This window comes from Leucobacter iarius (assembly GCF_039530105.1).
In the GTDB taxonomy this organism is placed as follows: domain Bacteria; phylum Actinomycetota; class Actinomycetes; order Actinomycetales; family Microbacteriaceae; genus Leucobacter; species Leucobacter iarius.
The window spans coordinates 225,610-251,814 of the sequence record NZ_BAAAOB010000004.1; the positions used below are offsets into that span (position 1 = coordinate 225,610).

Here is a 26,205-nt window from a genome sequence, read left to right on the forward strand (position 1 = left end):
CCGGGGTCATCGCGCGACGGGGACCGCCGCGTCGTCCTCGAACTCGACCTGCTCGACCGCCGTGCCGCCGCGCGCGCGTCGGATCGCCTCGGCGACGACGAGCACCACGAGATTCGGGACGAGCGCGATGAGGCCGGAGTCGATGCCGCCGGTCGGGATCCCCGCGAAGGTGATCGTCGCGACGGTGACCACGCCGACGAGGACGCCGAGTCCGACGGGCCAGGCCCCCACGCGCACCTTCCGCTGCAGCGCCAGGACGATGCCCGGCGCGAGCTGCGTCGTACCGCCGTAGGTGAGCAGCAGCAGCGCGCCGATGTCGGAGCGGACGAGGCCGAAGGCGAGCGACAGTCCGAGCGCGACCACGATGACGACGTAGTTGACGGTCATCTTGCGCGCGGGGCTCACGTTCTGCAGCACGTTGGAGCTCACGAGGGTCGAGATGCCCATCACGATGCCGGCGGCCGGCACCATCGCGGCCGAGGCGCCTCCGACTGCGACGAGGCCGAGCACCCAGTCCGGCACGATGTTGCCGGTCATGGTGAGCAGCACCGCGTTGCCGGGGGTGTCCGAGGGCAGCCGCAGCACGGCGGCCATGCCGACCATGATCGGGATGAACAGCAGCAGCTGGTAGATCGGCAGCCACTTCGAGTTGCTCCGCAGCACCTCGCCGCTCTTCGCGGCGAGCATGGGCGGCCACAGGTGCGGCAGCGTCGCGAAGCCCGCGCCGATCACGGTGACGAGCATCGAGGTGACGAACCAGACCGGACCGAAGCCGTCGGCCTGCAGCGTGAGCAGCGTCGGCGTGCGGTCGGCGATCTCGGCGAACACGGGGCTGATGCCGTTGAAGCTGATCGCCACCCCCGCGATCACGACGATGAGCGCGAGCGCCATCAGGATGTCCTTCAGGATCGCGACGCGTGCGATGCCCTTGATGCCCGACCAGGCGACGAAGATCGCGACCAGGATGCTCGCGATGACCATGCTCAGGCCGCGGGCGCTGGAGCTGCCGGTCGCGAGCTCGACGATCATGCCGAGCCCCGTGATCTGCAGCTGCAGGTAGGGGATGAGCGTGATGGCGCCGATGATCGCGACCACCTTGCCGAGCCAGCGGGCGCGGAACCGGTCCTCGAAGTAGTCGGCCATGGTGAGGTAGCCGCGGCGCTGTGCGAGCTCGCGGATGCGCGGAGCGACGAAGTAGTTGATCGGCCAGGCCATGGTCAGGTAGCCGATGGCGTAGACCGCGCTCGCGCCGCCGCCGAAGGCGAGGCCCGCGAGGCCGAGGAAGCTGAAGGTCGTCAGCGACTCGCCCGCCTGCAGGAACCAGGTGGTCCACTTCGGGATGTCGCGCTTGCCGACGACCCAGTGCGAGGCGCTGGTCTGCCTGCGTCGGAGGCCGATGCCGAGCGCCCCGATGATCAGGATCCCGACGATGATGATGATCGCGACGGTCATCGGATCCCCTCCTCTTCCTCGGCGGCGATGCGCTCGAGGCGCAGCAGCTGGATCTGCTGGGTCTCGAGACGCTCCTTCTCGGCGAGGTCGGCCTCGCGGCCGCCGTTGCGCAGGTACAGGGACTCGACGATCTGGATGCTCACGACGGTGAGGACCACGAGGACCGCGATCCACACGAGCACGGCCGGCAGGCCGAACCACAGGGTCGGCTCCTGCGCGAAGGTCCAGAACGGGGTCGAGAAGAAGCCGAGGATCGGGATGCCGATGATGGCGGCCCGTCCGGGCGTCAGCAGTCGGGGTTTCATATTGCTCCTTTGCAATAGCTGGGCGGTTCGGGTCAGCGGGAGAGCGCCATCGGTGCGCTGCGCCAGACGGGGAGCTCGCGCTCGAACTGGCGGGCCAGGGAGAGCAGCAGCGCCTCGCTGCGCGGGGGCGCGATGAGCTGCAGGCCGACGGGAAGCCCCTCGGGGCTGAACCCGCAGGGCACGCTGATCGCGGCGAAGCCGGTCACCGAGATCCTCCAGCTCGCTCGCATCCAGTCGAGGTAGTCCGCCTGCGCGACGCCGTTGATCTCGCTCGGCCAGTGCTGCTCGGCGGGGAACGGGAGCACCGTGGTGACCGGAGCGGCCAGCACGTCGATGCGCTCGAACAGCTCGACCATGCCGTTGTAGACGCGAGTGCGCTGTTCGCGCGCCTCGGTGAAATCGGCGATCCCGAGTCCGAGCCCGTACTCGGTGTTCGCCACGAGCTCGGGGCTGAGGATGCTGCGGTGCTCGTCGATCAGCGCGCCGAAGCCCCGGGCGTAGCCGATACCGCGCAGCACGCGGAACGCGGGGTCCGCCTCCGCGAGCTCGGGCTCGACATCCGCGACGGCGTGCCCGAGCCGCTGCAGCGCGGGCAGTCCTTCGCCGTCGAGCACCTCGGTCACCGCCGGCTGGATGTCGAGACCGCCGAGCGTGCGGCTCCACCCGATGCGCAGCGGCCCCGCGAGCTCGGGGATCCCGGGTGCGAGCGCGTCGGGGAACGCGAGCGGCGACCGGGCGTCGCCGCCCGAGAGCACCCAGAGCAGCAGCGCCGCGTCGCCGACGGTGCGGCCCATCGGACCGTTGGTGGCGAGGGACTCCCAGGCGTCCTTCGACGGCCAGTTCGGCACGCGCCCGATGGAGGGGCGCAGGCCGACCACGTTGCAGAAGGCCGCCGGGTTGCGCAGCGAGCCGCCCATGTCCGAGCCGTCGGCCACCGAGGACAGTCCCGCGGCGAGCGCGGCGGCGGCACCGCCGCTCGATCCCCCGGCACTGCGGTCCGGCGCGTAGGGGTTCGTGGTCGTCCCGAACACCCGGTTGTAGGTGTGCGATCCGGTGCCGAACTCGGGGGTGTTGGTCTTGCCGTAGATCACGGCGCCCGCCGCGCGCATGCGCTCGACCACCAGGCTGTCGCGGACCGGCACGTGCTCGGCGTGCAGCTGCGAGCCGTAGGTGCTGCGCAGGCCGGCGGTGTCCTCGAGGTCCTTGACGGCAATGGGGAGGCCCTCGAGCGGGCGCACGGGCTCGCCCGCCGCGCGTCGGCGGTCGGACTCGGCGGCCGCGGCTTCCGCCGCGTCGAAGTCCACCGTCACGACGGCGTTGATGACGGGGTTGATCCGCTCGTAGCGCTCGCGCGTCTCGCTCAGCAGCTCGCGTGCCGAGAGCTCGCCGCGGTCGAGTGCTTCGATCTGCTCCAGCGCGCTGCCGCGGCAGAGATCGATGTCCGTTTCAGTCACTCACTCCTCCTTGAATGAGTAGATCGGGAAACTTTCGCCCCCGAAGTGTCCTCTTTAGGTATTGATCGTGGGACATCGTGGCGATTCTGTCAACCTCGAATAGCTTTCGTGTCCGAAAAGCCACCTTTCGAGCCGTTAGGCTCCTGAGCAGGAGGTGCGCGATGACCGAGCCGCTCGACCAGGCAGACCGCGAGATCTGCGCCGCGCTGCTGCGCAACGGGCGCGCCTCGTGGCGCCTCATCGCCCAGACCACGGGCCTGCAGGAACGCACCGTCGCACGCCGCGGCGCGCGGCTCATCGAGCAGGGCCTCGTGCGGGTCCGGGGGCTGTCCCAGCCCCACCTCATCGACCGCGGCGACGGCTACTTCGCCCGGATCGAGTGCCGTCCGGCCGACCTCGGCGCCGTCGCCGGCTGGCTCGCGCACCGACCCGAAACGCTGTGGGTCGCCACGCTCATCGGCGAGAGCGCGATCATCTCCGAGGTCTACATCCGCTCGGACGACAGGTCCCGGTTCATCGAGGAGGAGCTCGCGACCCAGCCGGTCACCGGGTACTCCTTCGAGTACATCGATCGCTTCCGCCGCACCGTGCGCGGCTGGCACCCCGACATCCTCAGCTCCGAGCAGCTCGACATGCTCGGCGAGGACGAGAGCCGGGCGCTCCGGGCCGCCGCGGAGCACCGGAACGAGGGCCTCGAACCGGATCAGACGGACTCCGAGATCATCCGCCTGCTGAGCGTCGACGGCCGACTGAGCATCGACGCGATCGCGAGCGCGGTGGGGATCGCGAAGCCGACCGTGCGCAAGCGCATCGCGCAGATGCAGCGCACCGACTACCTGAGCATCCGCGCCGTGATCGATCCCGCGCTGCTGGGGTTCCCGCTCGAGTCGCTGATCACCGTGCACGCGCCGGCGTCGCGCGTCGACGAGGTCGCGGCGTTCCTCGCCCAGGACTGGCGCACCCGCTGGGCCGCCGAGCTGCCGACGGGGCCGAGCGTGCGCGCGCTGCTCACCCTGTCATCGCGTCGGGAACTCTTCGGGCTGCTCCACGACCTCGAGGCCGGCCTCGCCGACCGGGGTGCGCTGCGGATCGAGTCGAGCCCGCTCCTCACCCACTACAAGCGCAGCGACGTGGTGCTCCCCGTCGCGGGCGACCCCGCCCCGTAGCGGCTCGAGCGCCTACTTCGTCTTCGGCTTCCGCATCTTCAGCGCCATCTGCACGAGCACGAAGGCGAGCAGGATCGAGAAGGCGATGTTCGACCAGAGCGGCGAGATGTGCGTCGCGAGCACCGATCCGAGCGGCGAGAGCACGCTCGCCGAGATCCCGAGCGCGGCCGCGGCGCGCAGGTCGACGTTGCGCCGGCGGAAGTTGCCGAGCGTGCCCGAGATCGATCCGGGGATCAGCATGATGAGCGAGGTGCCCTTCGCGATCAGATCCGAGGCGCCGAAGAAGAACATCAGGATCGGCACCACGACGACACCGCCGCCGACGCCGAGGAGGCCTGAGAGCACGCCGGTGATGAGGCCGGTGACGACGAGCATCACGGCCGAGAACCAGGTGATCCCGATCTCGGAATCGCGCTGGGGCACCACGAACCAGAGGCTGACGGCGACCGCCGCGAGGAACACCATGAACATCCAGCGCAGGAATCCCGTGGGGACCTTCGACAGCAGGTAGCTGCCGATCTGCGCGCCGATGACGATGCCGATCGCGAGGCAGAGCGCGGCGATCCAGTCGACGTTGCCCTGCACCGCGTACCCGATGCCGCCCACGATGGCCGCGGGCAGGATCGCGGCCACCGAGGTGCCCGCGGCGAGCCGCTGCGGGAACTGCAGCAGGAGGACGAGCAGCGGCACGAGGACGATGCCGCCGCCGATGCCGAACAGTCCGGAGAGCAGGCCGGTGACCGCGCCGAGCACGATCAGGATGATGATTCCGGGGCGCGGGCTGTCGGTCATGCTGCCTTCCAGAGCGGGGACGGGTGCGGGTGCGGTCATCGGACGATCGCCGAACCGTCGGAGCGGGGATCGCTCGCGGCGGCGTAGTCGGTGCCGTCGACGCGGATCAGGTTCGAGTGCCCGAGGTCCTCGGAGTGCGGGGGCACGATGTCGACGGGGAACCCGGCCTCCGCGATCGCGACGCGCGCCGCCTCCGGCACATCGGCCTCGGCCATGACCCGCACCTCTCCGGCGTCGTTCGGCTCGCACACCATCCAGCGCGGCGCGTGCGTGGCTTCGGCGGGGTTTCCGCCCTCGAGCGCGCGCAGCAGGAGCTGGGTGTGGATCTGCGGCTGCGCGGATCCGCCCATGGTCGAAGGCACCCACGCGAGCTCTCCGCCGTGCAGGACGAGCACGGGCATGAGCGTGTGCTTCGGCCGCTTGCGCGGCGCGAAGGCGTTCGGCGCGGCCGGGTCGAGCGAGAACGAGGTGCCGCGGTTCTGGAAGAGGATCCCCGTCTCGGGTTCGAGCACGCAGGCGCCGAAGCCGAAGTAGACGGAGTTGATGAGCGAGATCGCCCACCCGTCCTCGCTCACCGCGCTGATGCCGACGGTGTCCCCCGTGGGCTTCGGCTGCCCGGGCAGCGGGTGCTCGGGGGTCGCCATCTCGATGAGCTCGGCTCCGCTGAGCCCGCCCATGCGGGGGTCGGCGAGCGAGGCCGCCCGCACCGCGTTGGCCGCGGCGAAGGCGCGGGCGAGCTCCCCGGCTCCGGTCGCCAGGGGGTCGGCGATCGGCGCACCGGCGACGAGGCCCTCGATCGCTTCGAGCGTGCGCAGCAGCATGAACCCCGAGCTGTTCGGCGGGCCGGTGAACACCCGGTGCTCGGCGAACGGTGCGCTGAGCGGTTCGTCCCAGTGGGCCGAGTAGTCGATGGCGTCCTGCTTCGTGATCTTCGAGCCGAGCGCGGCCAGGCCCGCGATCCAGCGGTCGGCGGTCTCGCCCTCGTAGAACTCGGCGGATCCGCCCGCCGCGACCCGGCGCAGGGTCTCGGCGAGCGCCGGTTGCACGAGGTCGTCGTATTCGGCGAGCGGTTCGCCTCCGGGAAGGAACACTCCGCGGCACCCGGGATCCCGTTCGAGCGACTCGCGGTCCTCGAGGATCGCGGCCGCGACCGAGCTCGCGGTGGGGACGCCGTCGGCGGCGTAGCGGATCGCCGCCTCGAAGTGCGCCTCCCAGCCGAGCGCCGCACCGTACTCGTGCAGCGAGTTCCAGCCGCAGACCCCGCCCGGGACGGTGACGGTGTCGATGCCGCGCAGCGGGAGCCGGTCGCCGTGCGCGGCGCGCAGCGCTTCGAGCGTCTGGCCGGCGGGCGCCGGGCCCGTGCCGTTGAGGAAGCGGATCTCGCCGTCGGGGCTGCGCACCAGCGCGACCAGATCGCCGCCGAGCGCCACGTTGTTGGGGTAGACGACGCAGAGCGCCGCCGCTGCGGCGAGCGCGGCGTCGATCGCATTGCCGCCGGCGTCGAGCGCGGCGGCTCCCGCCTCGGTCGCGAGGTAGTGGGATGTGGAGATCGCTCCCCGGGTCGGCTGCACGGTCATCTTCGTCCGTTCCTCTCAGTTCGCGTTCTGCGCTGCGGCCGCAGCGATCTGCTGGCCGATGTCGAGCACGTGCTCGCGCGCTTCGCGCTCGGCGGTCTCCCCGTCGCCCGCGGCGATCGCCTCGTAGATGCGCCGGTGCGCGGCGCTCGATACGGCCCGTCGGGCCTTGGTCTGGTAGCGGCTCGCACGGCTCGGCGCGATCTGCTGCGCGATCTCGCTGTTGATGAACGCGAGCAGCGGGTTGTGCGCGTACTGCGCGATGGCCTGGTGGAACGCACGGTCCAGTTCGGCATAGCGCTCCTGGGTCGCGTCGCCCTCCATCGCCTCGACGAGCTCCCGCAGCTGGGCGATGTCGCGCGCGGTCGCGCGGTTCGCCGTGATGCGGGCGATCGGGGGCTCGATGATGGCGCGGAGCTCCATGATGTCGTGCAGCTCGGGATGCAGCGAGGCGACGCCGGTGAGCATGCCGTCGGTGATCCCCACACCGTCGCTGGGCTGCAGCACGATCGTGCCACGGCCGGGCCTGCGGTCGATGAGCCCGCGGTTCTCGAGCTCGCGCAGGGCCTCGCGGATCGAGACCCGTGAGACGCCGAGGTGCGCGGCGAGCTCGCGCTCGGCCGGAAGGCGGTCTCCGGGGGCCAGCTGCCCGTCGAGGATCAAGCGCTCCAGGTCGACCGACAGCCGTTCGGGGACGGAGAGGGTCGTCGAGCGCCCCAGTGCGGACCAGTCCATCGGTGCCTCCTTCGTGGTCTGTACAGCCTTCAACCTAGCGATTCCCGTCATCGGATCGAGACCTTCTTCCCCGTGGGATTCCGTTGACGGGTCGAATCGTTCGGGGTATGGTTCTCGAAGCTTAGTCAGTTGGTCTGACCAACTGACGATAGTCAGCATAACCCCACCACGGGGAAATGCGCCAGCGGGCCGCCCGGCCCGACCACCGACAAGGAGAAATCATCGTGGCTTTCCCCGCATCCCCCGTCCGCACCCTCGCCGCGCTCGCGGTCGTCGCGACCGCGTCCGTCGCACTGCTCACCGGCTGCTCCTCGGGTCCCTCCGAAGCCGAGAAGACCGCCACCGCAGATGCGAAGGTCGCACCGCCGACCGTGCTGAAGGCCGGCACCCTCACCGTCTGCACCGGCGATACGCCGCCCAACATCTTCTACGACGAGAACAACGAGCTCCAGGGCGTCGAGATCGATCTCGCGAACGCGCTCGCGAAGCAGCTCGGCCTCACCACCAAGCTCGAGGAGTACGCGTTCTCCGGGCTCATCCCCGCGATGCAGGCCAAGCAGTGCGACGTGATCATGGGTTCGCTCTACATCAAGCCGGAGCGCGAGAAGATCGCGAACTTCGTGCCGTACCTCTACTCGGGGACCGGCGTGGGCGTCAGCAAGAAGAACCCGGCGAAGATCACCGGCTTCGACGAGAGTCTCTGCGGCGCCAAGGTCGTCGCCATCACCGGAGCGACCGGCGGCAACGGCGCCGAGGAGCTCTCCAAGAAGTGCGTCGCCGACGGCAAGAAAGGCCTCGAGCTCACCCTGGTGGACGAGGGCACCGCGGCCGTGCAGCAGGTGATCAACGGCCAGGCCGAGGCGTTCATCGATACCTCCGAGATCATGAGCTTCTACGAGAAGCAGTCGAAGGGCGCCTTCACGATGGTCGGCGAGCCCTCGGACAAGATCCGCATCGGCGCCGCGACGCTCAAGCAGAACACCGCGCTCAACACAGCCCTCGACGACGCGTTCAAGTCCCTCGTCGACAGCGGCGAATACCGGAAGATCCTCGACAAGTGGGGCGTCGCCTCCAACGACATCACCAAGACCTCCTAGCCCACCCCGCGGCGGGGCGCTCGATCCGGCCCCGCCGCACCCCGACATGCAAGGACGCATCACCATGACATTCGACTGGGAGTACTTCTGGCAGGCGCTGCTCGCCCCCAACCAGAGCTTTCTGAACGGTCTCGCCCTGACCATCATCATCTCGATCGTCGCGATGGCGCTCGCGCTCGTACTCGGTCTCGTCGTCGCCCTCATGGGGCGCAGCCGGTTCCTCCCCCTGCGCGTCATCGCCAGCCTCTACGTCTGGATCATCCGCGGCACCCCGCTCCTGGTCCAGCTCGTGATCCTCTACACCGGTTTCGCGGCGGCCAACATCTTCCGCTTCGAAGACCTCTCGGTCGGATTCCTCATCAAGGGAGCGGTGCAGGCCGCGATCATCGGCCTCATGCTCAACGAGAGCGCGTACATCTCCGAGATCGTCCGCGGCGGGCTCGAATCCATCGAGAAGGGCCAGACCGAAGCGGCCCTCTCGCTCGGCATGACCCCGCTCGGCTCCATGCGCTGGATCATCGTCCCGCAGGCGATCCGCGTCATGGTGCCCCCGCTCGGCAACTCCTTCAACGGCCTCATGAAGAGCACCTCGATCCTGTCGATCATCGGCGTCGCCGAGATGTTCCAGGTCGGCAGCACGATGGCCTCGTCGACGTTCAAGGCGTTCGAGATCTACATCGTGGTCGCGCTCTACTACCTGCTGCTCACCACGATCTGGACCGTGATCCAGACCGCCATCGAGAACTGGCTCAACACGAAGGCCGGCCTGCCGAAGGCCGAGTCGATCTGGAAGCGGCTCTTCGGCATGCGCAGCAAGCGCGACCGCATCGCCCCCAAGAACCCCATCGCCGCCCTGGAAGGAGCCGCAGCGTGAGCATCACCGACTACACCGTCCCCGTGCAGACCTCCGACGGGCCGATCGTTCGCACGGTCGGCATCGAGAAGTGGTTCGGCGACCGGCAGATCCTCTCGGACGTGTCCCTCGAGATCCAGCGCGGCGAGGTCGTGGTCCTGGTCGGCCCGTCGGGCGCCGGCAAGACCACCTTCCTGCGGACCCTGAACCGCCTCGAGCCCATCGAGGGCGGGGAGATCCACGTGAACGGGCAGCGGATCGGCGAGCGTCAGCGCGGCGGCCGCACGGTCGAGATCTCCGCCCGCGAGCTCGCCCACCAGCGCGCCGACATCGGATTCGTGTTCCAGCACTTCAATCTGTTCCCGCACATGACCGTGCTCGAGAACATCTGGCACTCCCCCGTGCGGGTGAAGGGCGAGAAGAAGAGCGAGGCCATCGCCTACGCCCGCGAGCTCCTGGCCCGCGTCGGCCTCGCCGACAAGGCGGACGCCCGGCCCCGCTCGCTCTCCGGCGGACAGCAGCAGCGCGTCGCGATCGCTCGGGCGCTGGCGATGCGACCCGCGCTCATGCTGTTCGACGAGCCCACGAGCGCGCTCGACCCCGAGATGGTCGGCGAGGTGCTCCAGGTGATGAAGGATCTGGCCGCGGCCGGCATGACCATGATCGTGGTGAGCCACGAGATGGGGTTCACCCGCGAGGTGGCCGACCGCGTCATCGTCATGGATGCCGGAACCATCATCGAGCAGGGCGATCCGGAGCTGGTCTTCACCAACCCGTCCCACGAGCGGACCCGGCAATTCCTGTCGAAGGTGCTCTGACCGTGGGCATCGACGCGGGAACGGGCTCGACCCGCAGGCCGTCGGGCACCCTGTTCGGGGTGCCGCACGCGGATTCGCCGGCCGGGGCCCGCGCCGCCGTGCTCGGGGTCCCCTTCGACATGGGCGCGCACCCCTCGCGCATCGGCGGGCGCGGCGGCCCCGCGCACGTCCGGGCGGCGTCGCTGCTCGTCGCGGAGAGCGCGGAGGACCTCGGCATCGATCCGATCGAGCACCTGGGTCTCGTCGACCTCGGCGACGTCGATGTGGTCCCCGGCCAGGTCGACGAGGCCTTCGTCCGGATCGCCGCCGAGATCGGCGCGATCCTCGATGCCGGCGCGCTCCCCGTGACGCTCGGCGGCGACGGGGCGGTGACGCTCCCCCAACTGCGGGAGGCCCACCGACGGCACCCCGACCTGGTCCTCATCCACTTCGACGCGCACACCGACGCGTACGAGCTGTTCGAGCCGCAGCGCTACAACAACGCGAACTCCTTCGTGCACGCCGCGGAGGAGGGGGTCGTCGACGTGGGCCGGTCCTTCCACATCGGGATCAGGGACACCGAGGTGGCCGGCCGGCCCGGCGTGATCGGTGTCGCCGAGCGGCTCGGCTACCGGGTGCGTCCCATGCGCGCGATCCGGGAGGCCGGCATCCCGGCGATCCTCGACGAGGTCCGCGAGGCCGTCGGAGCGCGCCCCGTCTATCTGTGCTGGGACATGGACGTGTTCGATCCGGCGGTCGCCCCGGGCGTCGTCACGCCCGCGTGGGGCGGTCTCACCACGGCGCAGGGCCTCGAACTGCTCGCGGGCGTCGCCGCGCTGAACGTCGTCGTGCTCGACGTCAACACGGTCTCGCCGACGCACGACCTGCGCGATCAGACGGGCAGCCTCGCGGCGCACGTGGTGCTCGAGGCGCTGAAGGCAGCGACGGTGCGGGACCTCGCCCGCTGACCCTGGGCGCCCGAACGCGGAACGGCCCCGGTCCTGTTCAGGATCGGGGCCGCTCCATCGATTCGACGCGCTACTGGGGGTCGAGCCCCAGGTCCGAGAGACCGATCGCGTACCGGTACTCGTAGCCCGCGGCCTCGATCCGCTCCTTGGCGGGGGCCTGGCGGTCGACGACCACGGCGACCGCGGCGATCTCGGCGCCGACCTTCTCGAGCGCCTCGATGGCCTTGAGCGGCGACCCGCCCGTGGTCGAGGTGTCCTCCACCACGATCACGCGCTTGCCGGCGAGGTCCGGCCCCTCGACCTGGCGGCCTCGGCCGTGGTCCTTCGGCTCCTTGCGCACCACGAACGAGTCGTAGACCTCGCCGCGGGCGACGCCCTGGTGCATGATCGCCGACGCGATCGGATCGGCGCCCATGGTGAGGCCGCCCACCGCGACGACGCCGTCGACGTCGCCGATGAGGTCGAGCATGACCTGGCCGATGAGCGGAGCCGCACGATGATCGAGGCTCAGCTTGCGGAGATCGATGTAGTAGGTGGCCTTCTTCCCGCTCGTGAGCGTGAAGTCGCCGTGGAACACGGCCTCGGTCTTGATGAGCTCGATGAGCTGGCTGCGCGCGTCGGACATGCTGCGATTCTACTGCCCGGCGGCGAGCAGGGCGGCCCGCTCCCCCATGCGGATCGCGCCGTCGATGTGCGTGTATCCGAGGCCCGCGATGTCGGAGCAGGCGAAGTGGATCGGACCGACCGATGACCGCACCAGCTCCTCGTAGCGGGTGATCCCGCCGATGCCGGGGCTCGTGCCGTAGGCGCCCCGGGTGAACTCCTCGTCGATCCAGTCGCTCTCGGTGTAGAAGGCCGGCTCGAGCGCCCGCTCCCCGAAGTACTTCGCGAAGGATCCGAGGATCGCCTCGCGGCGCGCGTCGGCGTCCAGTTCCAGCATGGCGTCGGCCTGCCGATCCGAGATGAAGCCGACGAGCGTCCCGCCCGCGTAGTCGGGCGCCGTGTTGTCGTACACCTCGTGCACGATCTCGTGCGGACCGTAGGTGCTGCCCGAGAGCCCCTCCGCGCGCCAGAACGGCTCGTCGTAGAACGCCTGCACCTTGATCACGCTGCCCATCGAGAACTGCTGCAGCATCTGCGCCTTGCGCCCCGGCAGCGCCGGCTCGAAGTCGATGCGCGACACCAGGTGCGGTCCGAGCGCGACGATCGCCTCCTGCGCACGGACCGCGACCTCGGAGCCGGTGACGGTCACACCGTCGGGTCCGTGAGCCACGGAGCGCACATCGGTGTTCAGCCGGATCCGATCATGGCCCACTTCCTCGGCCAGGCGGAACGGCACGTTGTGCATGCCGCCGAGCACGCGCTCGTTGAGCACGAGGTCGAGGTCCGCGAGATCCGTGAAGCCGCCGGCGCTGGCCGCCATCACGAGCGCGGCGAGCAGCGAGAACGCCTCGGCCGGCTTCGTCAGCATGCCGCCCGAGACGAACGGGGCGACGAAGGCCACCGCATCGTCGTCGTCGGTGTTCGCGCGCAGCCAGGCGTCGAACGAGACCGCGTCGAACTCGGTCGCGCGCGGGTGGGTCCAGGGCTCGAAGGGATCGACCTCCTTCGAGATGGCGTCGAGCTCATCGCTCAGACGCTCGATCTCGGCGAGCGTGCCCGCGGCGAGCGGCGGCAGGTCCGTGGTGTGCCGGATCCGGGCACCGGCACGGTCGATGTAGATCTCGTCGCCGTCCCGGTAGCGCGCGAAGGTCTCGAGGCCCAGCTCCGCGATGAGCGCGATCAGCCGCTCCTGGTCGGGCGCCACCCACTGGCCCCCGACCTCGACGAGGAAACCGTTCGACAGGTCCGACTTGACCCGCCCGCCGACGCGGTCCCGCGCTTCGAGGACGACGACCTCGCGGCCGGCCTGGCGCAGGCGATGCGCGGCGGTGAGCCCGGCGACGCCGGCTCCGATGACGACGACGTCGGTTTCGATGTGCTCCATGAGCTGCCCTTCCTCGGGGTTCGCGACCGCCGATTCGGCGGTCCGTTCGCAACAGTGTGCGTGTCCGTGGCGATCCGGAACGGAAGATTGTCCGCTCTGTTCATTTATGCGTCATGCTCCATCGCGGATACCCTTGCGATCATGGTCGAGGAAGGCGCAGATGCCGCGAACACGGATCCGCCCGTGTTCAATTACGGAGGCCGGGGCCGACCGCGCGTCGCCCGGCTCGACCGCGAGCGGATCACCCGGGCGGCCCTCGCCCTGATCCAATCCGATGGCTTGCAGCGCCTCACCATGCGGTCGCTCGCCGAACGGCTCGGAGTCTCGCCCGGCGCCCTCTACCACCACGCGGATTCCCGGAGCACGGTGCTCGCGTGGGTGCAGGAGGAGATCAGCGGCCACCTGAACGTCGCCGGATTCGGCGCGATGTCGCTGCGCGATGCGCTCGCGCAGTGGGCCTGGAGCTACCTGCGGTTCCTGCGCGCCCGCCCCAGACTCGTCGACCTGATTGTCGCCGTCCCCGTCTCGCAGACCGCGGACACCTCGCGCATGTATCAGCGGATCGTCTCCGCGTTCCGCGCAGCCGGCTGGTACGACCGCAGCATCATCCCGTCTCTCAGCGCGCTCGAGACGTTCATCTTCGGCGCGGCCCTCGACTCCGCCGGCCCCGAGAACATCTACGAGCCCGAGCCGAACGCCGGAGCCCCCGCGCTCGGCGACACCCAGGCGGCGTTCGCCGCGCTCGTGCAGGAGACCGGTGAGCACGAGCACGACCTCGTCTTCCAACTCGGTCTCGATGCCATGCTCACCGGTCTCCAGATGCGCTGGGGCGGCGGACGCTGAGGCGCTACATGACGCTCTCGAGGAAGTTCCGCGTGCGCTGCCGCTGCGGCGCATCGATCACCTCGGCGGGCGACCCGGCCTCGACCACGACTCCGCCGTCCATGAACACCACCTGGTCGGCGACGCTGCGTGCGAAGCCGATCTCGTGCGTCACCACGATCATGGTCATCCCGTCGCGGGCGAGTTCCCGCATCACGTCGAGCACGTCGCCGACGAGCTCGGGATCGAGCGCCGAGGTCGGCTCGTCGAACAGCATGAGCTTCGGATCCATGGCGAGCGCCCGCGCGATGGCGACGCGCTGCTGCTGGCCGCCCGACAGCTGCGCCGGATAGTGGCCCGCGAAGTCCTCGAGCCCGACCCGCGCGAGCAGGTCCATCGCCCGCTGCCGCGCGAGGGGCCGAGCCCGCCCGACGACGCCGACGGGCGCCTCGACCACGTTCTCGAGCGCGGTCATGTGCGGGAACAGGTTGAACTTCTGGAACACCATGCCGATGCCGCGCCGCTGCTTCGCGATCTGCTTCGGCGTCATCTCGTGGATCCGGTGCCCCGACTGCCGGTAGCCGATCAGTTCGCCGTCGACGATGATCCGGCCGCCGTCGATGGTCTCGAGGTGGTTGACGCAGCGCAGCAGCGTCGACTTGCCCGAGCCCGACGGCCCGAGCAGCACCGTGACCGTGCCGGCGGGGACCTCGAGCGACACGTCGCGCAGCACCTGGTGCGCACCGAAGCTCTTGCGGACCCGGCGGATCTGCACGAGCGCATCGGACGCCGGAAGGGATCCGGGCTCGCCCGCGGCGACGGGCGCCGCGATGGTCTGATTCTCGATCGGGCTCATGCGCCGATCACCTCCGTCATCTGCGTCGCGGGCGCCGGCGCGGGGCCGGGCTTACGACGGTCGAGCATCGCCCGGAACCGCTGGAACGGCGTGGGCGGCAGGGTGCGGGTGGATCCGCGGCCGAAGCGGCGCTCCAGGTAGTACTGCGGCACCGAGAGCACCGTGGTCATGATCAGGTACCAGATGCTCGCGACGATCAGCAGCTCGACCTGCTTGAGGTTCTGGGCCGAGATCATGGTCGCGGCCGTGTAGACCTCGGGAACCGCGATCACCATGAGCAGCGAGGTGTTCTTCAGCATCGAGATCGTCTCGTTGCCCATCGGCGGGATGATCACGCGCATCGCCTGCGGCAGCAGCACCCGGCGGAACGTGTACACGGGCGACATGCCCAGCGAGTACGCGGCCTCCCGCTGCCCCTCGTCGACCGAGAGCATGCCGGCGCGCACGATCTCCGAGGAGTAGGCGGCCTGGTTCAGCGTCAGCGCGAGCGTGCCCGCGACGAAGGCGTTGATCAGGTCGTTGGTGTTCACCTGCCAGAAGACGACGTCGGTGAAGGGTACCCCGAGGGTCAGCTTCTCGTAGAGCAGCCCCAGATACCCCCAGAGCACGATCTGCACGATCTGCGGGGTGCCGCGGAACACCCAGACGTAGAACCAGGCGACGCCCGAGAGCACCGGGTTCTTCGAGAGCCGCATCGCCGCCACGAGCACGGCGAGCAGTGTCGACACGACCATCGAGATGAGCGTGATGAGCACCGTCAGACCGACGCCGGCCAGGATCCGCGGATCGAACACGAAGGTGCCGACCGTCGCGAAGTCGAGGTTGGGGTTTGTCCCGACCGAGTACAGGAAGAAGGCCAGGACCAGGATCACGGCGACCGCGCCGACCCAGCGCCACGGGTGGCGGAGGGGGATCGCGTCGACGTCGTCCTCGGTGCTCAGCTGCAGCGATGCCGCTGCGGGAGCCGTGACGGTCACTGGGTCTTCCCGCCCTGGTTGACCTCGGCGGTCTTCACGCTGTAGGCCTCCATGTGGTTCCGCTCGAGCACCTTCTGGTAGCTGCCGTCGTCGATGAGGGCCTGCAGGGTCTTCTGCATCGCGTCGACCAGCTGCGTGTTGCTCTTCAGCACGCCGATGCCGCTGTAGACGGGGTTGAATCCGGCAGGGTTCTCGGGGTCGCGCACGATCTCGTAGGCCTTGCCGTCGTCGGTCGTCGCGGCGACGTAGTCGGCGACGACCGCGTCGGCCGAATAGGCGTCGCTCTTGCCTGCGCGCAGCGCGGTCAGCGCATCGAGGTCGGTCGGCAGCTCCATCACGGTGACCGGGGCTCCGCTGCACTTGGTCGCGCGCAGCAGCTCGCCCTGGATCGTGGACTTCTGCACCGACACCGTCTTCCCGCAGAGCGCGCTCTGCCCGGTGATCTTCTTCGGGTTGCCCGGCTTCACCAGGATCGCGAACCCGCCGTGCGTGTAGTCGACGTAGGTGATCGTCTGCTCGCGCTCGGGGGTGTCGTTCATGCCGCTCATGATGATGTCGTGCTTCTTCGCCTGCATCGACGGGATCACGCTGTCGAAGGCCTGCTTCGACAGCACGACGTCGACGCCGAGCTTCTGCCCGAGGAGGCGTCCGAGCTCGGGATCGAAACCGATCTCCCGGTTGTTCGCGTCGTAGGCCGAGAGCGGCGGGAAGGGGATGTCGACGGCGATGTCGATCGACCCCTTCTTCTGGATGTCCTCGGGCAGCAGCTTCTTCAGCGAGGGATCGACCTTGGTGCTGACCTCGTCGCCCTTCGGGAGGTTCGGCTTGCCGCTGTCGGCGCCCCCACCTCCGCCCGAGCAGCCGGTGAGCAGCAGGGCCGAGACGGCGGCCACGCCGATGAGGGTACGGGAGACGTGCTTGCGCATGGTGACAGGTCCTTCTTCATTGGAGGATGGTCGGGGTGCGGCGCGGAGCCGCAATGGAAACGGGGCCGAGCCCGAAGGCCCGACCCCGTGGTCTCATCCGGCGAGCGCCGGTGCGTGCAATGCGAGGAGGTCCTCGTAGGTCTCGCGCCGGGCGACGAGGCGGGCCTCGCCGTCGCGCACGAACACGATCGCCGGCTTGAGCGCGCCGTTGTAGTTGTTCGCCAGGGTGTACGAGTAGGCGCCGGTGGTCGCCATCACGAGCACGTCGCCGACGCGGGCGGGCGGGAGCTGGGCGCGGTCGACGAGCAGGTCGCCGGACTCGCACTGACGGCCGACCACCTGGGCGGTCTCGATCCAGGCCTCGTCGAGGCGGTTGGCGAGCACGGGCTCGTAGCGCTGCTCGGTGAGGGCGATGTCGATGAGGTCGGCGAGGCCGCCGTCCACCGCGACGAAGGTCTTGCCGGTGTGCTTGACGGTCACGACTCGGTAGGCCGAGACGCCGGCGCGGGCGACGAGCGAACGGCCCGGCTCGATCATGATCCGGGCGCCCTCGGGCAGGTTCGCGCGGGCGGCCTCCACGATCGCGTCGAGGTAGGACTCGACGCTCGGAGCGACCTCGTCGTAGGTGTACTTGACGCCGAGTCCGCCGCCCACGTCGTAGGTGTCGAAGGTGCCCACCGTCGAGATCTTCTCGACGGCCTCGGCGAACTGCTCGGTGTCGAGGATCTGCGAGCCGATGTGCAGGTGCACGCCCTCGAACTCCATGAGCGGGTGGGCCTGCATGCGGGCGATCGCCTGGGCGGCCTGGTCCATGGGCAGGCCGAACTTCGAGTCGAGCCCGCCCGTCGCCTGCGAGGCGTGGGTCTTGGCGTCGACGCCGGGGATCACGCGCAGCAGCAGCTTCTGGGGCTTCGTCAGCAGGCGCTCCAGGCGGGTGATCTCGTCGTCGTTGTCGACGATGATCGTGCCGATGCCCGCGTCGAGCGCCATGCGCAGCTCGGCGTCGCTCTTCGCGTTGCCGTGGAAGTGCAGGCGTGCGGGATCGACGCCTGCGGCGAGCGCGAGCTGCAGCTCACCGCCGCCGGCCACGTCGACCGACAGCCCCTCCTCCTGCGCGAGCGCGTACATGCCGACCACGGGCAGCGACTTCGAGGCGAACAGCACCTCGGAGTCCGGCCAGCGCTCGTGCAGGCCGTCGACGAAGCGGCGTACCTGGCGGCGGAGACCGGCCTCGTCGAAGATCTGCAGCGGGGTGCCGTACTCCTCCACCAGGCGGGTGACGGGGATCCCGCCGATCGCGAGCTCGCCGCCCTCCGGGCCGTCGACGCGCGAGGACTCCTCGGGGAGGATGCTCCACAGCTCGCCGAGACGGGTGCCCTCGGGCGACGGCTGGTGCTGCTGGTCCTGGTGCGCGTTCACGGCGTCTCCTATCTGGTCGATGGGTCGAGCCTACGGGCAGCACGGCTCCCGATTCGTGTCGATATCGCATAGATTGTCATCATGAATGCAGGGATTTCCCCAATCCTTCCGATCGCGGAACCGCACATCGCCGTCACGCTCGGCGCTCTGCTGGCCCAGCTCGGCCCGCAGAGCGCCGAACTGCTCGGTCCGGCCGACACCGAGCGCGAGGTGCTCGGCACCGAGTTCTACGACGCACTCGACGACCTCCCCGACGAACCGGGGGCCATCCTGCTGATCCCCTCGGGCTCCGCGCTCGCGGCGACCGAGCTGAGCGCCCTCGCGAGCGCCGCCGTCGCGGCCCGCTACGCGGCGCTCGCGCTCAAGAGCCGCGACGAGGAGGTCGCGACGCTCACGGCCGTGGCCGAGACGAGCGGCATCCCGATCCTGCGCGTGCACGAGCGAGTGGGGTGGCGGCTGTTCGAGGCGCTCATCTCGCAGCAGCTCGGCGAGCACCGCCACACCGACGACGCGCACCTCGACCGCGGGGCCGAGCCGCTCTTCGCCCTCGCGAACGAGCTCGCCGAGTTCTTCGGCGGCTCCGTCGCGATCGAGGACCTCGGGCGTCGGATCATCGCGTACTCCTCGGTGCCCGGGCAGGCCATCGACCCGTTCCGCACGCAGGGGATCCTGGCCCGGCGAGTCCCCGACTCCCCGTTCAACGACGACCAGTACCGCACCGCGGTCCGGTCCGACGTCCCGCTCAAGTACGCCCAGCTGGGCGAGGAGCTCCCCCGCGTCGTCACGGCGATCCGTGCCGGGGCTCTGCCGCTCGGCACCGTCTGGGCCATCGATCCCACCGGCGACGACCCGATCACCGAGGAGCAGATCCATCGCGTGAGCAGCGCGGCGGCCGTCGCGGCGGCGCACATGCTCAACGACCTCCGTGTGCGCGACGCGGGGCGGATCCCGCGCGAGAACCGCCTGCGCACGCTCATCACGGGATCCGGCGTCGTCGGGTCCGAGTTCGCCGAGCTCGGGATCCCCGAGGAGCGCGGAGCGGCGATCCTCGGCTTCGATCCCGGTGGACGCGATGAGGCCGACGGCCGAACGGCCGTGCTCGACCACCCGGCCCGCATCGCGCAGCTGCGCTCCACCGTGCAGCGGCACCTCGCGGTGCACCGGCCGGAGGTCGTGACCGTGGCGCACGGCGGAAGGGTCTACGCGCTGTTCGCCTGCGATCGGCTGGACGCGGCGATCCGCCTCGCCGAACCGCTGCTGCCGATCCTCGACCGGCTGCTCGACACCGGCACGACGATCGCCGCGCCGGGGATCGTGCATCGCGCGGTCGAGGTCGCACCGCACCGCGCCGTGGCCGACCGTCTCTTCGACACGGCGGCGCACTGGGCGGTGACCGATCGGGTCCTCACCCCGACGCTGCTGCGCCCGCTGCTGGTCTTCGAGCGCAGCGCCGAGCTGTTCGCCGCCGAGCCCGAGCTGAGGTTCCCGCAGGTCCGGGAGCTCGTCGACGCCGACCGACCGGCCGCCGAGACGCTGCTGGCCTGGTGCCAGCGCTTCGGGAACGTCGCGCGCACCGCCGCCGATCTCGGCGTGCACGAGAACACGGTGCGCGCCCGGCTGCGACGCGCCGAGCGAACGCACGGGATCCCGCTCGAGGATCCGGATACGCTGCTGACCATCTGGCTGCAGCTGCGCAGCGAAGGAGTCGCCGCATGACCGTCTGGTTCACCCCGTCCTCCGATCCCGCCGACGCGCGGCTCGCGCTCGACGCGCTCGCCTCCGTCTTCGCCGACGGCCCCGTGCTGCTGCTCACCGGGGCCGGGATCAGCACCGACTCGGGCATCCCCGACTACCGCGGGCCCGATTCCCCGCCGCGCAACCCGATGCGCATCGACCAGTACCTGCACGACGAGTCGTACCGGCGGCGATTCTGGGCCGGCGCCCGAGTCGGCTTCGACGCCCTGCACGTCGAGCCGAACGCCGGGCACCGGGCCGCGGCCGCGCTCGAAACGTCCGGGATGCTCACCGGGATCGCCACGCAGAACGTCGACGGTCTCCATCAGCGCGCGGGTGCGCGGCGGGTGGTCGAGCTGCACGGCAGCGGGGCGACGATCCGCTGCGTGGAGCACGGGCACCGCTGGAGCCGGGCCGAGGTGCTGACCTGGTTCGACACCGCGAACCCCGGGTTCGCCGAGGCGAACGCCGGTGCGCGGATCGCTCCGGACGGCGACGCGGAGGTCGAGGGCGTCGCGGGCGTCGTCGTTCCCGTCTGCCCCGCCTGCGGCGGCATGCTGCGGCCCGACGTCGTCTACTTCGGCGAGCACGTGCCGCGCGAGGTCTTCGCCGCGGCCGAGACCCTGCTCTCCGACGCCGCGGGTCTGCTCATCGCGGGCTCCTCGCTCGCTGTGAACACCGGGGTACGGCTCGTGCATCGCGCGACCCGGCGCGAGCTGCCCATCGGCGTGATCAACCGCGGGCCCACCGCGGCGGACGCGCGCGCCTCCGTGCGTATCGAGGGCGGGGTGAGCGAGACCCTCTCGGGCCTCGCCGCCCGGCTGCTCTGACGATCGGCGTCGGCGTCCGAAGGCGATTCGGGTTCAGAAGGACGATCCCACCCGGATCGTCCTTCTGAACCCGAATCGCCTTCCGGCTCTCGCGCTACTCGACGACGACGATGAGGTCGCCCGCCTCGACGGACCGCACTCCCGAGAACACGACGCGCGCGACGGTGCCGGAGACGGGAGCGGTGATCGCGGCCTCCATCTTCATCGCCTCGATCACGGCGACGGGCTGGCCGGCCTCCACCCGGTCGCCGACCGCGACCTTGACGGTGACCGTGCCCGAGAACGGCGCGGCGATCTGCCCCGGCACGGTGCGGTCGGCCTTCTCCGCCACCGGTGCCGAGACGGCGACCCGCTCGTCCTTCACGAAGACGGGACGCAGCTGCCCGTTGACCCGCACCATCACGGTGCGCACGCCCTTGTCGTCGGCCTCGCCGATCGCCTCGAGCCCAACGTAGAGGCGGACCCCCTTCGCCAGGTCGACCGCGTGCTCGGTGCCCGAGTCGAGCCCGTACAGGTAGTCGCCCGTGTCGAGGATCGACAGGTCGCCGAAGCGCTCCCGAGCCGACTGGAGCTGCGCCGTGGGCTGCGGGAAGAGCAGCCGGTTCAGCGCGTCGCGGCGCTCGGCGCTGCTGCCGTCGAGCAGCGCAGCGTCCTCGGCGGAGACCGCCGCGATCTCGGGCCGCGTCTGACGTCCGGCGAGCACCTTGGAACGGAACGGCTCCGGCCATCCGCCCGGGATCTCGCCGAGCTCGCCGGCGAGGAAGCCCACGACCGACTCCGGGACGTCGTAGCTCTGCGGATTCTGCTCGAAGTCGGCGGGGTCGGCGTCGACCGCGGCGAGGTGCAGCGCCAGATCGCCGACGACCTTCGACGAGGGCGTGACCTTGGGGATCCGACCGAGGATCCGGTCGGCCGCCGCGTACATGTCCTCGATCTTCTCGAAGTTCTCGGCCAGGCCGAGCGCGATCGCCTGCTGGCGCAGGTTCGACAGCTGGCCTCCGGGGATCTCGTGCGTGTAGACCCGACCGGTCGGCGACGGCAGCCCTGATTCGAAGGGCTTGTAGAGCGCCCGGACCGCGTCCCAGTAGGGCTCGAGCGCGAACACCGCGTCCTGCGACAGGCCCGTGTCCCGCTCGGTATCGGCGAGCGCGGCGACGAGCGCCGACAGCGACGGCTGGCTCGTGGTCCCCGACATCGGCGCGGAGGCCGCGTCGACCGCGTCCACACCGGCGGCGGACGCCGCGAGCAGCGTCGCGAGCTGGCCGCCCGGGGTGTCGTGGGTGTGCAGGTGCACCGGCAGGTCGAAGCGCTCGCGCAGCGCACGGACGAGCTTCGCCGCCGCCGCGGGACGCAGCAGACCGGCCATGTCCTTGATGGCGAGCACGTGGGCCCCGGCCCCGACGATCTCGTCGGCCAGGCGCAGGTAGTAGTCGAGCGTGTACTTGTCCTCGTTCGGATCGAGGAGGTTGCCCGTGTACGCCATGGCGACCTCGGCGACGGCCGTGCCCGACTCGCGCACCGCGTCGATGGCGACACGCATCTGGTTCACGTCGTTGAGCGCGTCGAAGATGCGGAACACGTCGACCCCGGTCGCCGTGGCCTCGCGCACGAACGCGCGGGCGACGGATTCCGGGTAGGGCGTGTACCCGACCGTGTTCTGGCCGCGCAGCAGCATCTGGATCGGCACGTTCGGCAGAGCCTCGCGGAGGGCCGCGAGGCGGTCCCACGGATCCTCGCCGAGGAACCGCAGGGCGACGTCGTAGGTCGCGCCACCCCACGCCTCCACCGACCACAGCTGCGGAGTGAGCCGCGACACGTGCGGCGCCACGGCGAGCAGGTCGCGCGTGCGAACCCGCGTCGCGAGCAGGCTCTGGTGGGCGTCGCGGAAGGTCGTCTCGGTGACCGCGAGCGCCGTCTGCTCGCGCAGGCTCTTCGCGTAGGCGTCCGGTCCGAGCTCGAGCAGGCGCTGACGGTAGCCCGCGGGCGCGGGCGCATCGAGGTCGACGACGGGCAGTTTGACGCGCGGCTCGATGGCGCCCGGGCGCGCACCGTTCGGCTGGTTCACCGTCACGTCGGCGAGATACTGCAGGACGCGGGTCGCGCGATCCTTCGGCTTGTTGAGCGTGAGCAGTTCCGGACGTTCTTCGATGAACGCGGTCGACACGTCGCCGGCGCGGAACGCGGGGTCCGCGAGCACGGCCTGCAGGAACGGGATGTTGGTCGAGACACCGCGGATCCGGAACTCGGCGAGCGCGCGCTCTGCGCGACCGACCGCGCCCGCGAAGTCGCGGCCGCGGCAGGTCAGCTTCGCGAGCATCGAGTCGAAGTGGGGGCTGATGTGGGCGCCCGGGTTGATGGTGCCGCCGTCGAGACGCACACCGCCGCCGCCCGGCGAACGGTAGGCCGTGATCCGGCCGAGGTCGGGCCGGAACCCGTTCGCGGGGTCCTCCGTGGTGATGCGGCACTGCAGCGCTGCTCCGCGCAGCTGGATCCGATCCTGGGTGAGTCCCAGCTCGGCGAGGGTCTCGCCCGCGGCGATCCGCATCTGCGCCTGCACCAGGTCGACGTCGGTCACCTCCTCGGTGACGGTGTGCTCGACCTGGATGCGCGGGTTCATCTCGATGAACACGTGCTCGCCGGCGCGCTCGCCCTCGGTGTCGAGCAGGAACTCGACGGTGCCCGCGTTCTCGTAGCCGATGGACTCGGCGAAGGCGATGGCGTCGCGGGTGAGCGCGTCGCGCACGGCGGGGTCGAGGTTCGGGGCCGGCGCGATCTCGACGACCTTCTGGTGACGGCGCTGCACCGAGCAGTCGCGCTCGTAGAGGTGCACGGTGGCACCGGTGCGGTCGGCGAGCACCTGGACCTCGATGTGGCGCGGGCGCAGCACGGCCTGCTCGATGAACATCGTCGCGTCGCCGAACGCGGACTCCGCCTCGCGCATCGCGCTCTCGAGCGCGTCGCGGAGGTCCTCCTCGCGCTCCACTCGACGCATGCCGCGTCCGCCACCGCCGGCGACGGCCTTCGCGAACACCGGGAAGCCGATCTCGCGGGCGCCCGCGATGAGCGCGTCGACATCGGTCGAGGGCGGCGTCGAGCGCAGCACCGGTACGCCCGCCGCGATCGCGTGCTCTTTGGCGGCGACCTTGTTGCCGGCCATCTCGAGCGCTCGGCGACCGGGCCCGATGAAGCGGATCCCCGCCGCCTCGGCGGCGGCGGCCAGTTCGGGGTTCTCCGAGAGGAAGCCGTATCCGGGGTAGATCGCGTCGCAGCCCGCCTCGGACGCGACCCGCACGATCTCGGCGACGTCGAGGTACGCCCGGACGGGGTGTCCCTCCGTCCCGATCAGGTAGGCCTCGTCGGCCTTCAACCGGTGCAGGGAGTTGCGGTCCTCGTAGGGGAACACGGCGACGGTCTTCGCGCCCAGCTCGTAGGCTGCGCGGAATGCGCGGATGGCGATTTCGCCGCGGTTGGCGACCAGGATCTTCCGGAACATCGGTGGTGCGGGTCCTTTCTCGGGGGCCTCGGGGTGGGAGGCTGCTGAGGGAAACGGCCGCCCCTCGCGTACGCGAGGGGCGGCCGTGGTTCTGCGCTACTCCGAGACGAAGTAGAGACGCTTGTTGGCGAACTCGCCGATGCCGACCGGTCCCATCTCGCGGCCGAAGCCGGAACGCTTCACACCGCCGAACGGGATCTCGGCGGCTTCGGCCGCGATGATGTTGACGTGCGCCATGCCGACCTCGAGCTTCGATGCGACGCGGGCCGCCCGGGCTTCGTCGGTCGAGAATACGGAGCCGCCGAGGCCGAGCGCGCAGTCGTTCGCGAGATCGAGGGCCTCTTCGTCGCTGCGCACCTTGTAGACGGTGGCCACGGGCCCGAAGATCTCCTCACGGTACGAGTCGGACTCGCGGGGCACGTCGACGAGCACGGTCGGCGAGTAGTACGCCGCGGGGCCTTCGGACAGCACGCCGCCCGCGAGCACCCGTGCGCCCTCGGAGACCGCCTGCTGCACCTGCGCGTGCACGGTCTCGGCCGCGGCACGGGTGGAGAGCGGCACGTACTCGCCCTCGCCGAGGTTCAGCTGATCGCCGGGAGCGAGCCCCTCGGCGAGCTTCACGAGCTCGGCGACGAACTCGTCGTAGATGTCGGCCATGACGATGAGGCGCTTGTTCGAGTTGCAGACCTGACCGGCGTTGTAGGTGCGGAAGTCCCACGCGGCCTTGGCGACGCCCGCGACGTCGTCGGAGTCGAGCACGACCATGGGGTCGATCCCGCCGAGCTCGAGCACGCACTTCTTCAGGTGGGTGCCCGCCTGGGCGCCGATGATCGCGCCCGCCCGCTCGGACCCGGTCAGGGAGACGCCCTGCACCCGGGGGTCGGCGATCATCGTCGCGATCTGCTCGTGCGAGACGAACGCCGCCTGGTAGCCGCCGACGGGAACGCCGGCCTGCTCCATGATCTCCTGGATCACGAGGTTCGACTTCGCGCAGATGTCGGCGTGCTTGAGGATGATGGTGTTGCCGAGCACGAGGTTCGGTGCCGCGAAACGGGCGACCTGGTAGTACGGGAAGTTCCACGGCATCACGCCGAGGAGCGCGCCGAGGGGCAGGTGCTCCATCACGGCCTTGCCGGGGATCGTGCTGGGGATCTCGTAGTCGGTGATCAGACCGGGGCCGTAGACGGCGTAGTAGTCGATGATCGCGGTCGCGAAGTCGACCTCGTCGAGGCTCTCGGCGATCGACTTGCCCATCTCGAGGGCGATGATCTCGGCCAGTTCCTCGCGGCGCTCCGCGAAGATCTCGGCGACGCGCTTCACGACGGCGGCGCGCTCCTGCACGCTGCGCTCGCGCCATTCGCGGTAGGCGGTGTCCGCCGCGGCGAGCTGTGCTTCGACCTGCGCGTCGGTCGCGGATTCGAAGGTCTCGACAATCTCCCCCGTCGCGGGGTTCTGAACTCGATACTTCGCCATGATCTATCTGTTTCCTGTCTTCCACACGGCGAACCACGTCGTCGCCGGTCAGGTCTATGCTCGCATCTTTCACGGGTCGAGCGCACCTTCAGCTGCTCCGGGCTTCGGTGGTCTCGCAGACAGAGTGACCCGGAGAAGTGGAGATCGGCGCGGTCCGCGGCCTCGCCGGCAGCGGCGACCGCCCAGGCCGGCAGCGGCGCGTCCCCTGGAACGAAGGTCTCCGGAAACACAAAAAGGGGCGGGGCGGTCTCGCGTTCGTGCGAGACCGCCCCGCCCCGGGGCCGCCCGTTCGGGCGTGCAAACAAAAACGGGGCCAGTCCGACCCGGGAAGCATCACGCTCCCCCAAGATCAGTCTGGCCCCGTTCGAAAAAGGGGTCCGGCGGTGTCCTACTCTCCCACACCCTCCCGAGTGCAGTACCATCGGCGCAGTCAGCCTTAGCTTCCGGGTTCGGAATGTAACCGGGCGTTTCCCTGACGCTATAACCGCCGTAACT

22 protein-coding genes and 1 rRNA gene are annotated in these 26,205 nt (G+C 70.2%); 8 read left to right on the forward strand and 15 right to left on the reverse strand.

Annotated features, from left to right (window positions below; translation table 11 throughout):
• Positions 1 to 6: 6 nt before the first annotated feature.
• Genes ABD169_RS14160 through ABD169_RS14170 form a run of 3 tightly spaced genes read right to left on the reverse strand, consistent with a single transcriptional unit; the run spans position 7 to position 3,211 of the window.
• Positions 7 to 1,452: a sodium:solute symporter family protein gene (locus tag ABD169_RS14160; protein ID WP_046456803.1), complete on the reverse strand. Its 1,446-nt coding sequence runs from the start codon at positions 1,450 to 1,452 to the stop codon at positions 7 to 9.
• Positions 1,449 to 1,757: a hypothetical protein gene (locus tag ABD169_RS14165; protein ID WP_046456802.1), complete on the reverse strand. Its 309-nt coding sequence runs from the start codon at positions 1,755 to 1,757 to the stop codon at positions 1,449 to 1,451. Before ABD169_RS14165 ends, ABD169_RS14160 begins: the two co-directional genes overlap by 4 nt.
• Positions 1,758 to 1,789: 32 nt before the next feature.
• Entirely contained in the window at positions 1,790 to 3,211 is a 1,422-nt protein-coding gene (locus ABD169_RS14170; protein WP_344033245.1) for an amidase, read from the reverse strand.
• Positions 3,212 to 3,372: 161 nt separating this feature from the next.
• Between ABD169_RS14170 and ABD169_RS14175 the strand changes: the two genes are divergently transcribed.
• Positions 3,373 to 4,377, forward strand: coding sequence for an Lrp/AsnC family transcriptional regulator (locus tag ABD169_RS14175; protein WP_344033247.1), 1,005 nt, complete (start codon positions 3,373 to 3,375; stop codon positions 4,375 to 4,377).
• Between the two features lie 12 nt (positions 4,378 to 4,389).
• Here ABD169_RS14175 and ABD169_RS14180 read toward each other — a convergent pair whose 3' ends face one another.
• Genes ABD169_RS14180 through ABD169_RS14190 form a run of 3 tightly spaced genes read right to left on the reverse strand, consistent with a single transcriptional unit; the run spans position 4,390 to position 7,478 of the window.
• On the reverse strand, positions 4,390 to 5,169 hold the full coding sequence (locus ABD169_RS14180; protein WP_425560975.1) for a sulfite exporter TauE/SafE family protein: 780 nt from the start codon (positions 5,167 to 5,169) through the stop codon (positions 4,390 to 4,392).
• Positions 5,170 to 5,204: 35 nt separating this feature from the next.
• Positions 5,205 to 6,746 carry a gamma-glutamyltransferase family protein gene (locus ABD169_RS14185; protein ID WP_344033251.1) on the reverse strand — a complete coding sequence of 514 codons (1,542 nt, stop codon included), beginning with the start codon at positions 6,744 to 6,746 and terminating at the stop codon, positions 5,205 to 5,207.
• Between the two features lie 15 nt (positions 6,747 to 6,761).
• Complete coding sequence (locus ABD169_RS14190) at positions 6,762 to 7,478, reverse strand: FadR/GntR family transcriptional regulator (protein ID WP_344033254.1); 717 nt, start codon at positions 7,476 to 7,478, stop codon at positions 6,762 to 6,764.
• Between the two features lie 224 nt (positions 7,479 to 7,702).
• Here ABD169_RS14190 and ABD169_RS14195 point away from each other — a divergent pair, with 224 nt between their 5' ends.
• The 4 genes from ABD169_RS14195 (at position 7,703) to ABD169_RS14210 (ending at position 11,193) form a co-directional block, all read left to right on the forward strand.
• Positions 7,703 to 8,575, forward strand: coding sequence for an ABC transporter substrate-binding protein (locus ABD169_RS14195; RefSeq protein WP_344033256.1), 873 nt, complete (start codon positions 7,703 to 7,705; stop codon positions 8,573 to 8,575).
• 64 nt (positions 8,576 to 8,639) lie between these two features.
• Positions 8,640 to 9,449 (forward strand): amino acid ABC transporter permease, encoded by an 810-nt coding sequence (locus ABD169_RS14200; RefSeq protein WP_344033258.1) that lies wholly within the window; start codon positions 8,640 to 8,642, stop codon positions 9,447 to 9,449.
• Positions 9,446 to 10,246, forward strand: a complete 801-nt coding sequence (locus ABD169_RS14205; RefSeq protein WP_369699859.1) for an amino acid ABC transporter ATP-binding protein — start codon at positions 9,446 to 9,448, stop codon at positions 10,244 to 10,246. Before ABD169_RS14200 ends, ABD169_RS14205 begins: the two co-directional genes overlap by 4 nt.
• A gap of 2 nt (positions 10,247 to 10,248) precedes the next feature.
• Complete coding sequence (locus ABD169_RS14210; protein WP_344033261.1) at positions 10,249 to 11,193, forward strand: arginase family protein; 945 nt, start codon at positions 10,249 to 10,251, stop codon at positions 11,191 to 11,193.
• Positions 11,194 to 11,263: 70 nt separating this feature from the next.
• Here ABD169_RS14210 and pyrE read toward each other — a convergent pair whose 3' ends face one another.
• Positions 11,264 to 11,818 (reverse strand): orotate phosphoribosyltransferase, encoded by a 555-nt coding sequence (gene pyrE / locus ABD169_RS14215; RefSeq protein ID WP_046456794.1) that lies wholly within the window; start codon positions 11,816 to 11,818, stop codon positions 11,264 to 11,266.
• A 9-nt stretch (positions 11,819 to 11,827) separates the two neighbouring features.
• Positions 11,828 to 13,180 carry a flavin monoamine oxidase family protein gene (locus ABD169_RS14220; RefSeq protein ID WP_344033264.1) on the reverse strand — a complete coding sequence of 451 codons (1,353 nt, stop codon included), beginning with the start codon at positions 13,178 to 13,180 and terminating at the stop codon, positions 11,828 to 11,830.
• 141 nt (positions 13,181 to 13,321) lie between these two features.
• Between ABD169_RS14220 and ABD169_RS14225 the strand changes: the two genes are divergently transcribed.
• On the forward strand, positions 13,322 to 14,023 hold the full coding sequence (locus ABD169_RS14225; RefSeq protein ID WP_344033266.1) for a TetR/AcrR family transcriptional regulator: 702 nt from the start codon (positions 13,322 to 13,324) through the stop codon (positions 14,021 to 14,023).
• Between the two features lie 4 nt (positions 14,024 to 14,027).
• Here ABD169_RS14225 and ABD169_RS14230 read toward each other — a convergent pair whose 3' ends face one another.
• The 4 genes from ABD169_RS14230 to lysA form a co-directional block, all read right to left on the reverse strand.
• Positions 14,028 to 14,858 (reverse strand): amino acid ABC transporter ATP-binding protein, encoded by an 831-nt coding sequence (locus ABD169_RS14230; RefSeq protein ID WP_344033268.1) that lies wholly within the window; start codon positions 14,856 to 14,858, stop codon positions 14,028 to 14,030.
• Positions 14,855 to 15,835 (reverse strand): amino acid ABC transporter permease, encoded by a 981-nt coding sequence (locus ABD169_RS14235; protein ID WP_052961571.1) that lies wholly within the window; start codon positions 15,833 to 15,835, stop codon positions 14,855 to 14,857. Before ABD169_RS14235 ends, ABD169_RS14230 begins: the two co-directional genes overlap by 4 nt.
• The gene (locus ABD169_RS14240) at positions 15,832 to 16,761 is read right to left on the reverse strand and encodes an ABC transporter substrate-binding protein (protein WP_344033270.1); all 930 of its coding nucleotides are present in this window, start codon (positions 16,759 to 16,761) and stop codon (positions 15,832 to 15,834) included. The genes ABD169_RS14235 and ABD169_RS14240 overlap by 4 nt, the downstream gene beginning before the upstream one ends.
• Before the next feature lie 93 nt (positions 16,762 to 16,854).
• On the reverse strand, positions 16,855 to 18,180 hold the full coding sequence (gene lysA, locus ABD169_RS14245; protein ID WP_344033272.1) for a diaminopimelate decarboxylase: 1,326 nt from the start codon (positions 18,178 to 18,180) through the stop codon (positions 16,855 to 16,857).
• A gap of 81 nt (positions 18,181 to 18,261) precedes the next feature.
• On the opposite strand from lysA, the gene ABD169_RS14250 reads away from it, so the two are divergent.
• Both ABD169_RS14250 and ABD169_RS14255 read left to right on the forward strand, forming a co-directional pair.
• Positions 18,262 to 19,896, forward strand: coding sequence for a PucR family transcriptional regulator (locus tag ABD169_RS14250; RefSeq protein ID WP_344033274.1), 1,635 nt, complete (start codon positions 18,262 to 18,264; stop codon positions 19,894 to 19,896).
• Complete coding sequence (locus ABD169_RS14255) at positions 19,893 to 20,744, forward strand: Sir2 family NAD-dependent protein deacetylase (RefSeq protein WP_344033276.1); 852 nt, start codon at positions 19,893 to 19,895, stop codon at positions 20,742 to 20,744. Before ABD169_RS14250 ends, ABD169_RS14255 begins: the two co-directional genes overlap by 4 nt.
• Before the next feature lie 94 nt (positions 20,745 to 20,838).
• On the opposite strand, the gene ABD169_RS14260 is transcribed toward ABD169_RS14255, so the two are convergent.
• From ABD169_RS14260 to rrf, 3 genes are all read right to left on the reverse strand, one after another.
• The gene (locus tag ABD169_RS14260; protein WP_344033278.1) at positions 20,839 to 24,237 is read right to left on the reverse strand and encodes a pyruvate carboxylase; all 3,399 of its coding nucleotides are present in this window, start codon (positions 24,235 to 24,237) and stop codon (positions 20,839 to 20,841) included.
• A 96-nt stretch (positions 24,238 to 24,333) separates the two neighbouring features.
• Positions 24,334 to 25,710 (reverse strand): NAD-dependent succinate-semialdehyde dehydrogenase, encoded by a 1,377-nt coding sequence (locus tag ABD169_RS14265; protein ID WP_344033280.1) that lies wholly within the window; start codon positions 25,708 to 25,710, stop codon positions 24,334 to 24,336.
• A 375-nt stretch (positions 25,711 to 26,085) separates the two neighbouring features.
• A 5S ribosomal RNA gene (rrf, locus tag ABD169_RS14270) occupies positions 26,086 to 26,202 on the reverse strand.
• Positions 26,203 to 26,205 lie beyond the last annotated feature (3 nt).

Bases quoted from the DNA above. Each gene is read 5' to 3' on its own strand.
- ABD169_RS14160 (WP_046456803.1), bottom strand. From the start codon at position 1,452: ATGACCGTCGCGATCATCATCATCGTCGGGATCCTGATCATCGGGGCG.
- ABD169_RS14165 (WP_046456802.1), bottom strand. From the start codon at position 1,757: ATGAAACCCCGACTGCTGACGCCCGGACGGGCCGCCATCATCGGCATC.
- ABD169_RS14175 (WP_344033247.1), top strand. From the start codon at position 3,373: ATGACCGAGCCGCTCGACCAGGCAGACCGCGAGATCTGCGCCGCGCTG.
- ABD169_RS14180 (WP_425560975.1), bottom strand. From the start codon at position 5,169: ATGACCGACAGCCCGCGCCCCGGAATCATCATCCTGATCGTGCTCGGC.
- ABD169_RS14185 (WP_344033251.1), bottom strand. From the start codon at position 6,746: ATGACCGTGCAGCCGACCCGGGGAGCGATCTCCACATCCCACTACCTC.
- ABD169_RS14190 (WP_344033254.1), bottom strand. From the start codon at position 7,478: ATGGACTGGTCCGCACTGGGGCGCTCGACGACCCTCTCCGTCCCCGAA.
- ABD169_RS14200 (WP_344033258.1), top strand. From the start codon at position 8,640: ATGACATTCGACTGGGAGTACTTCTGGCAGGCGCTGCTCGCCCCCAAC.
- pyrE (WP_046456794.1), bottom strand. From the start codon at position 11,818: ATGTCCGACGCGCGCAGCCAGCTCATCGAGCTCATCAAGACCGAGGCC.
- ABD169_RS14220 (WP_344033264.1), bottom strand. From the start codon at position 13,180: ATGGAGCACATCGAAACCGACGTCGTCGTCATCGGAGCCGGCGTCGCC.
- ABD169_RS14225 (WP_344033266.1), top strand. From the start codon at position 13,322: ATGGTCGAGGAAGGCGCAGATGCCGCGAACACGGATCCGCCCGTGTTC.
- ABD169_RS14230 (WP_344033268.1), bottom strand. From the start codon at position 14,858: ATGAGCCCGATCGAGAATCAGACCATCGCGGCGCCCGTCGCCGCGGGC.
- ABD169_RS14240 (WP_344033270.1), bottom strand. From the start codon at position 16,761: ATGCGCAAGCACGTCTCCCGTACCCTCATCGGCGTGGCCGCCGTCTCG.
- ABD169_RS14250 (WP_344033274.1), top strand. From the start codon at position 18,262: ATGAATGCAGGGATTTCCCCAATCCTTCCGATCGCGGAACCGCACATC.
- ABD169_RS14255 (WP_344033276.1), top strand. From the start codon at position 19,893: ATGACCGTCTGGTTCACCCCGTCCTCCGATCCCGCCGACGCGCGGCTC.
- ABD169_RS14260 (WP_344033278.1), bottom strand. From the start codon at position 24,237: ATGTTCCGGAAGATCCTGGTCGCCAACCGCGGCGAAATCGCCATCCGC.
- ABD169_RS14265 (WP_344033280.1), bottom strand. From the start codon at position 25,710: ATGGCGAAGTATCGAGTTCAGAACCCCGCGACGGGGGAGATTGTCGAG.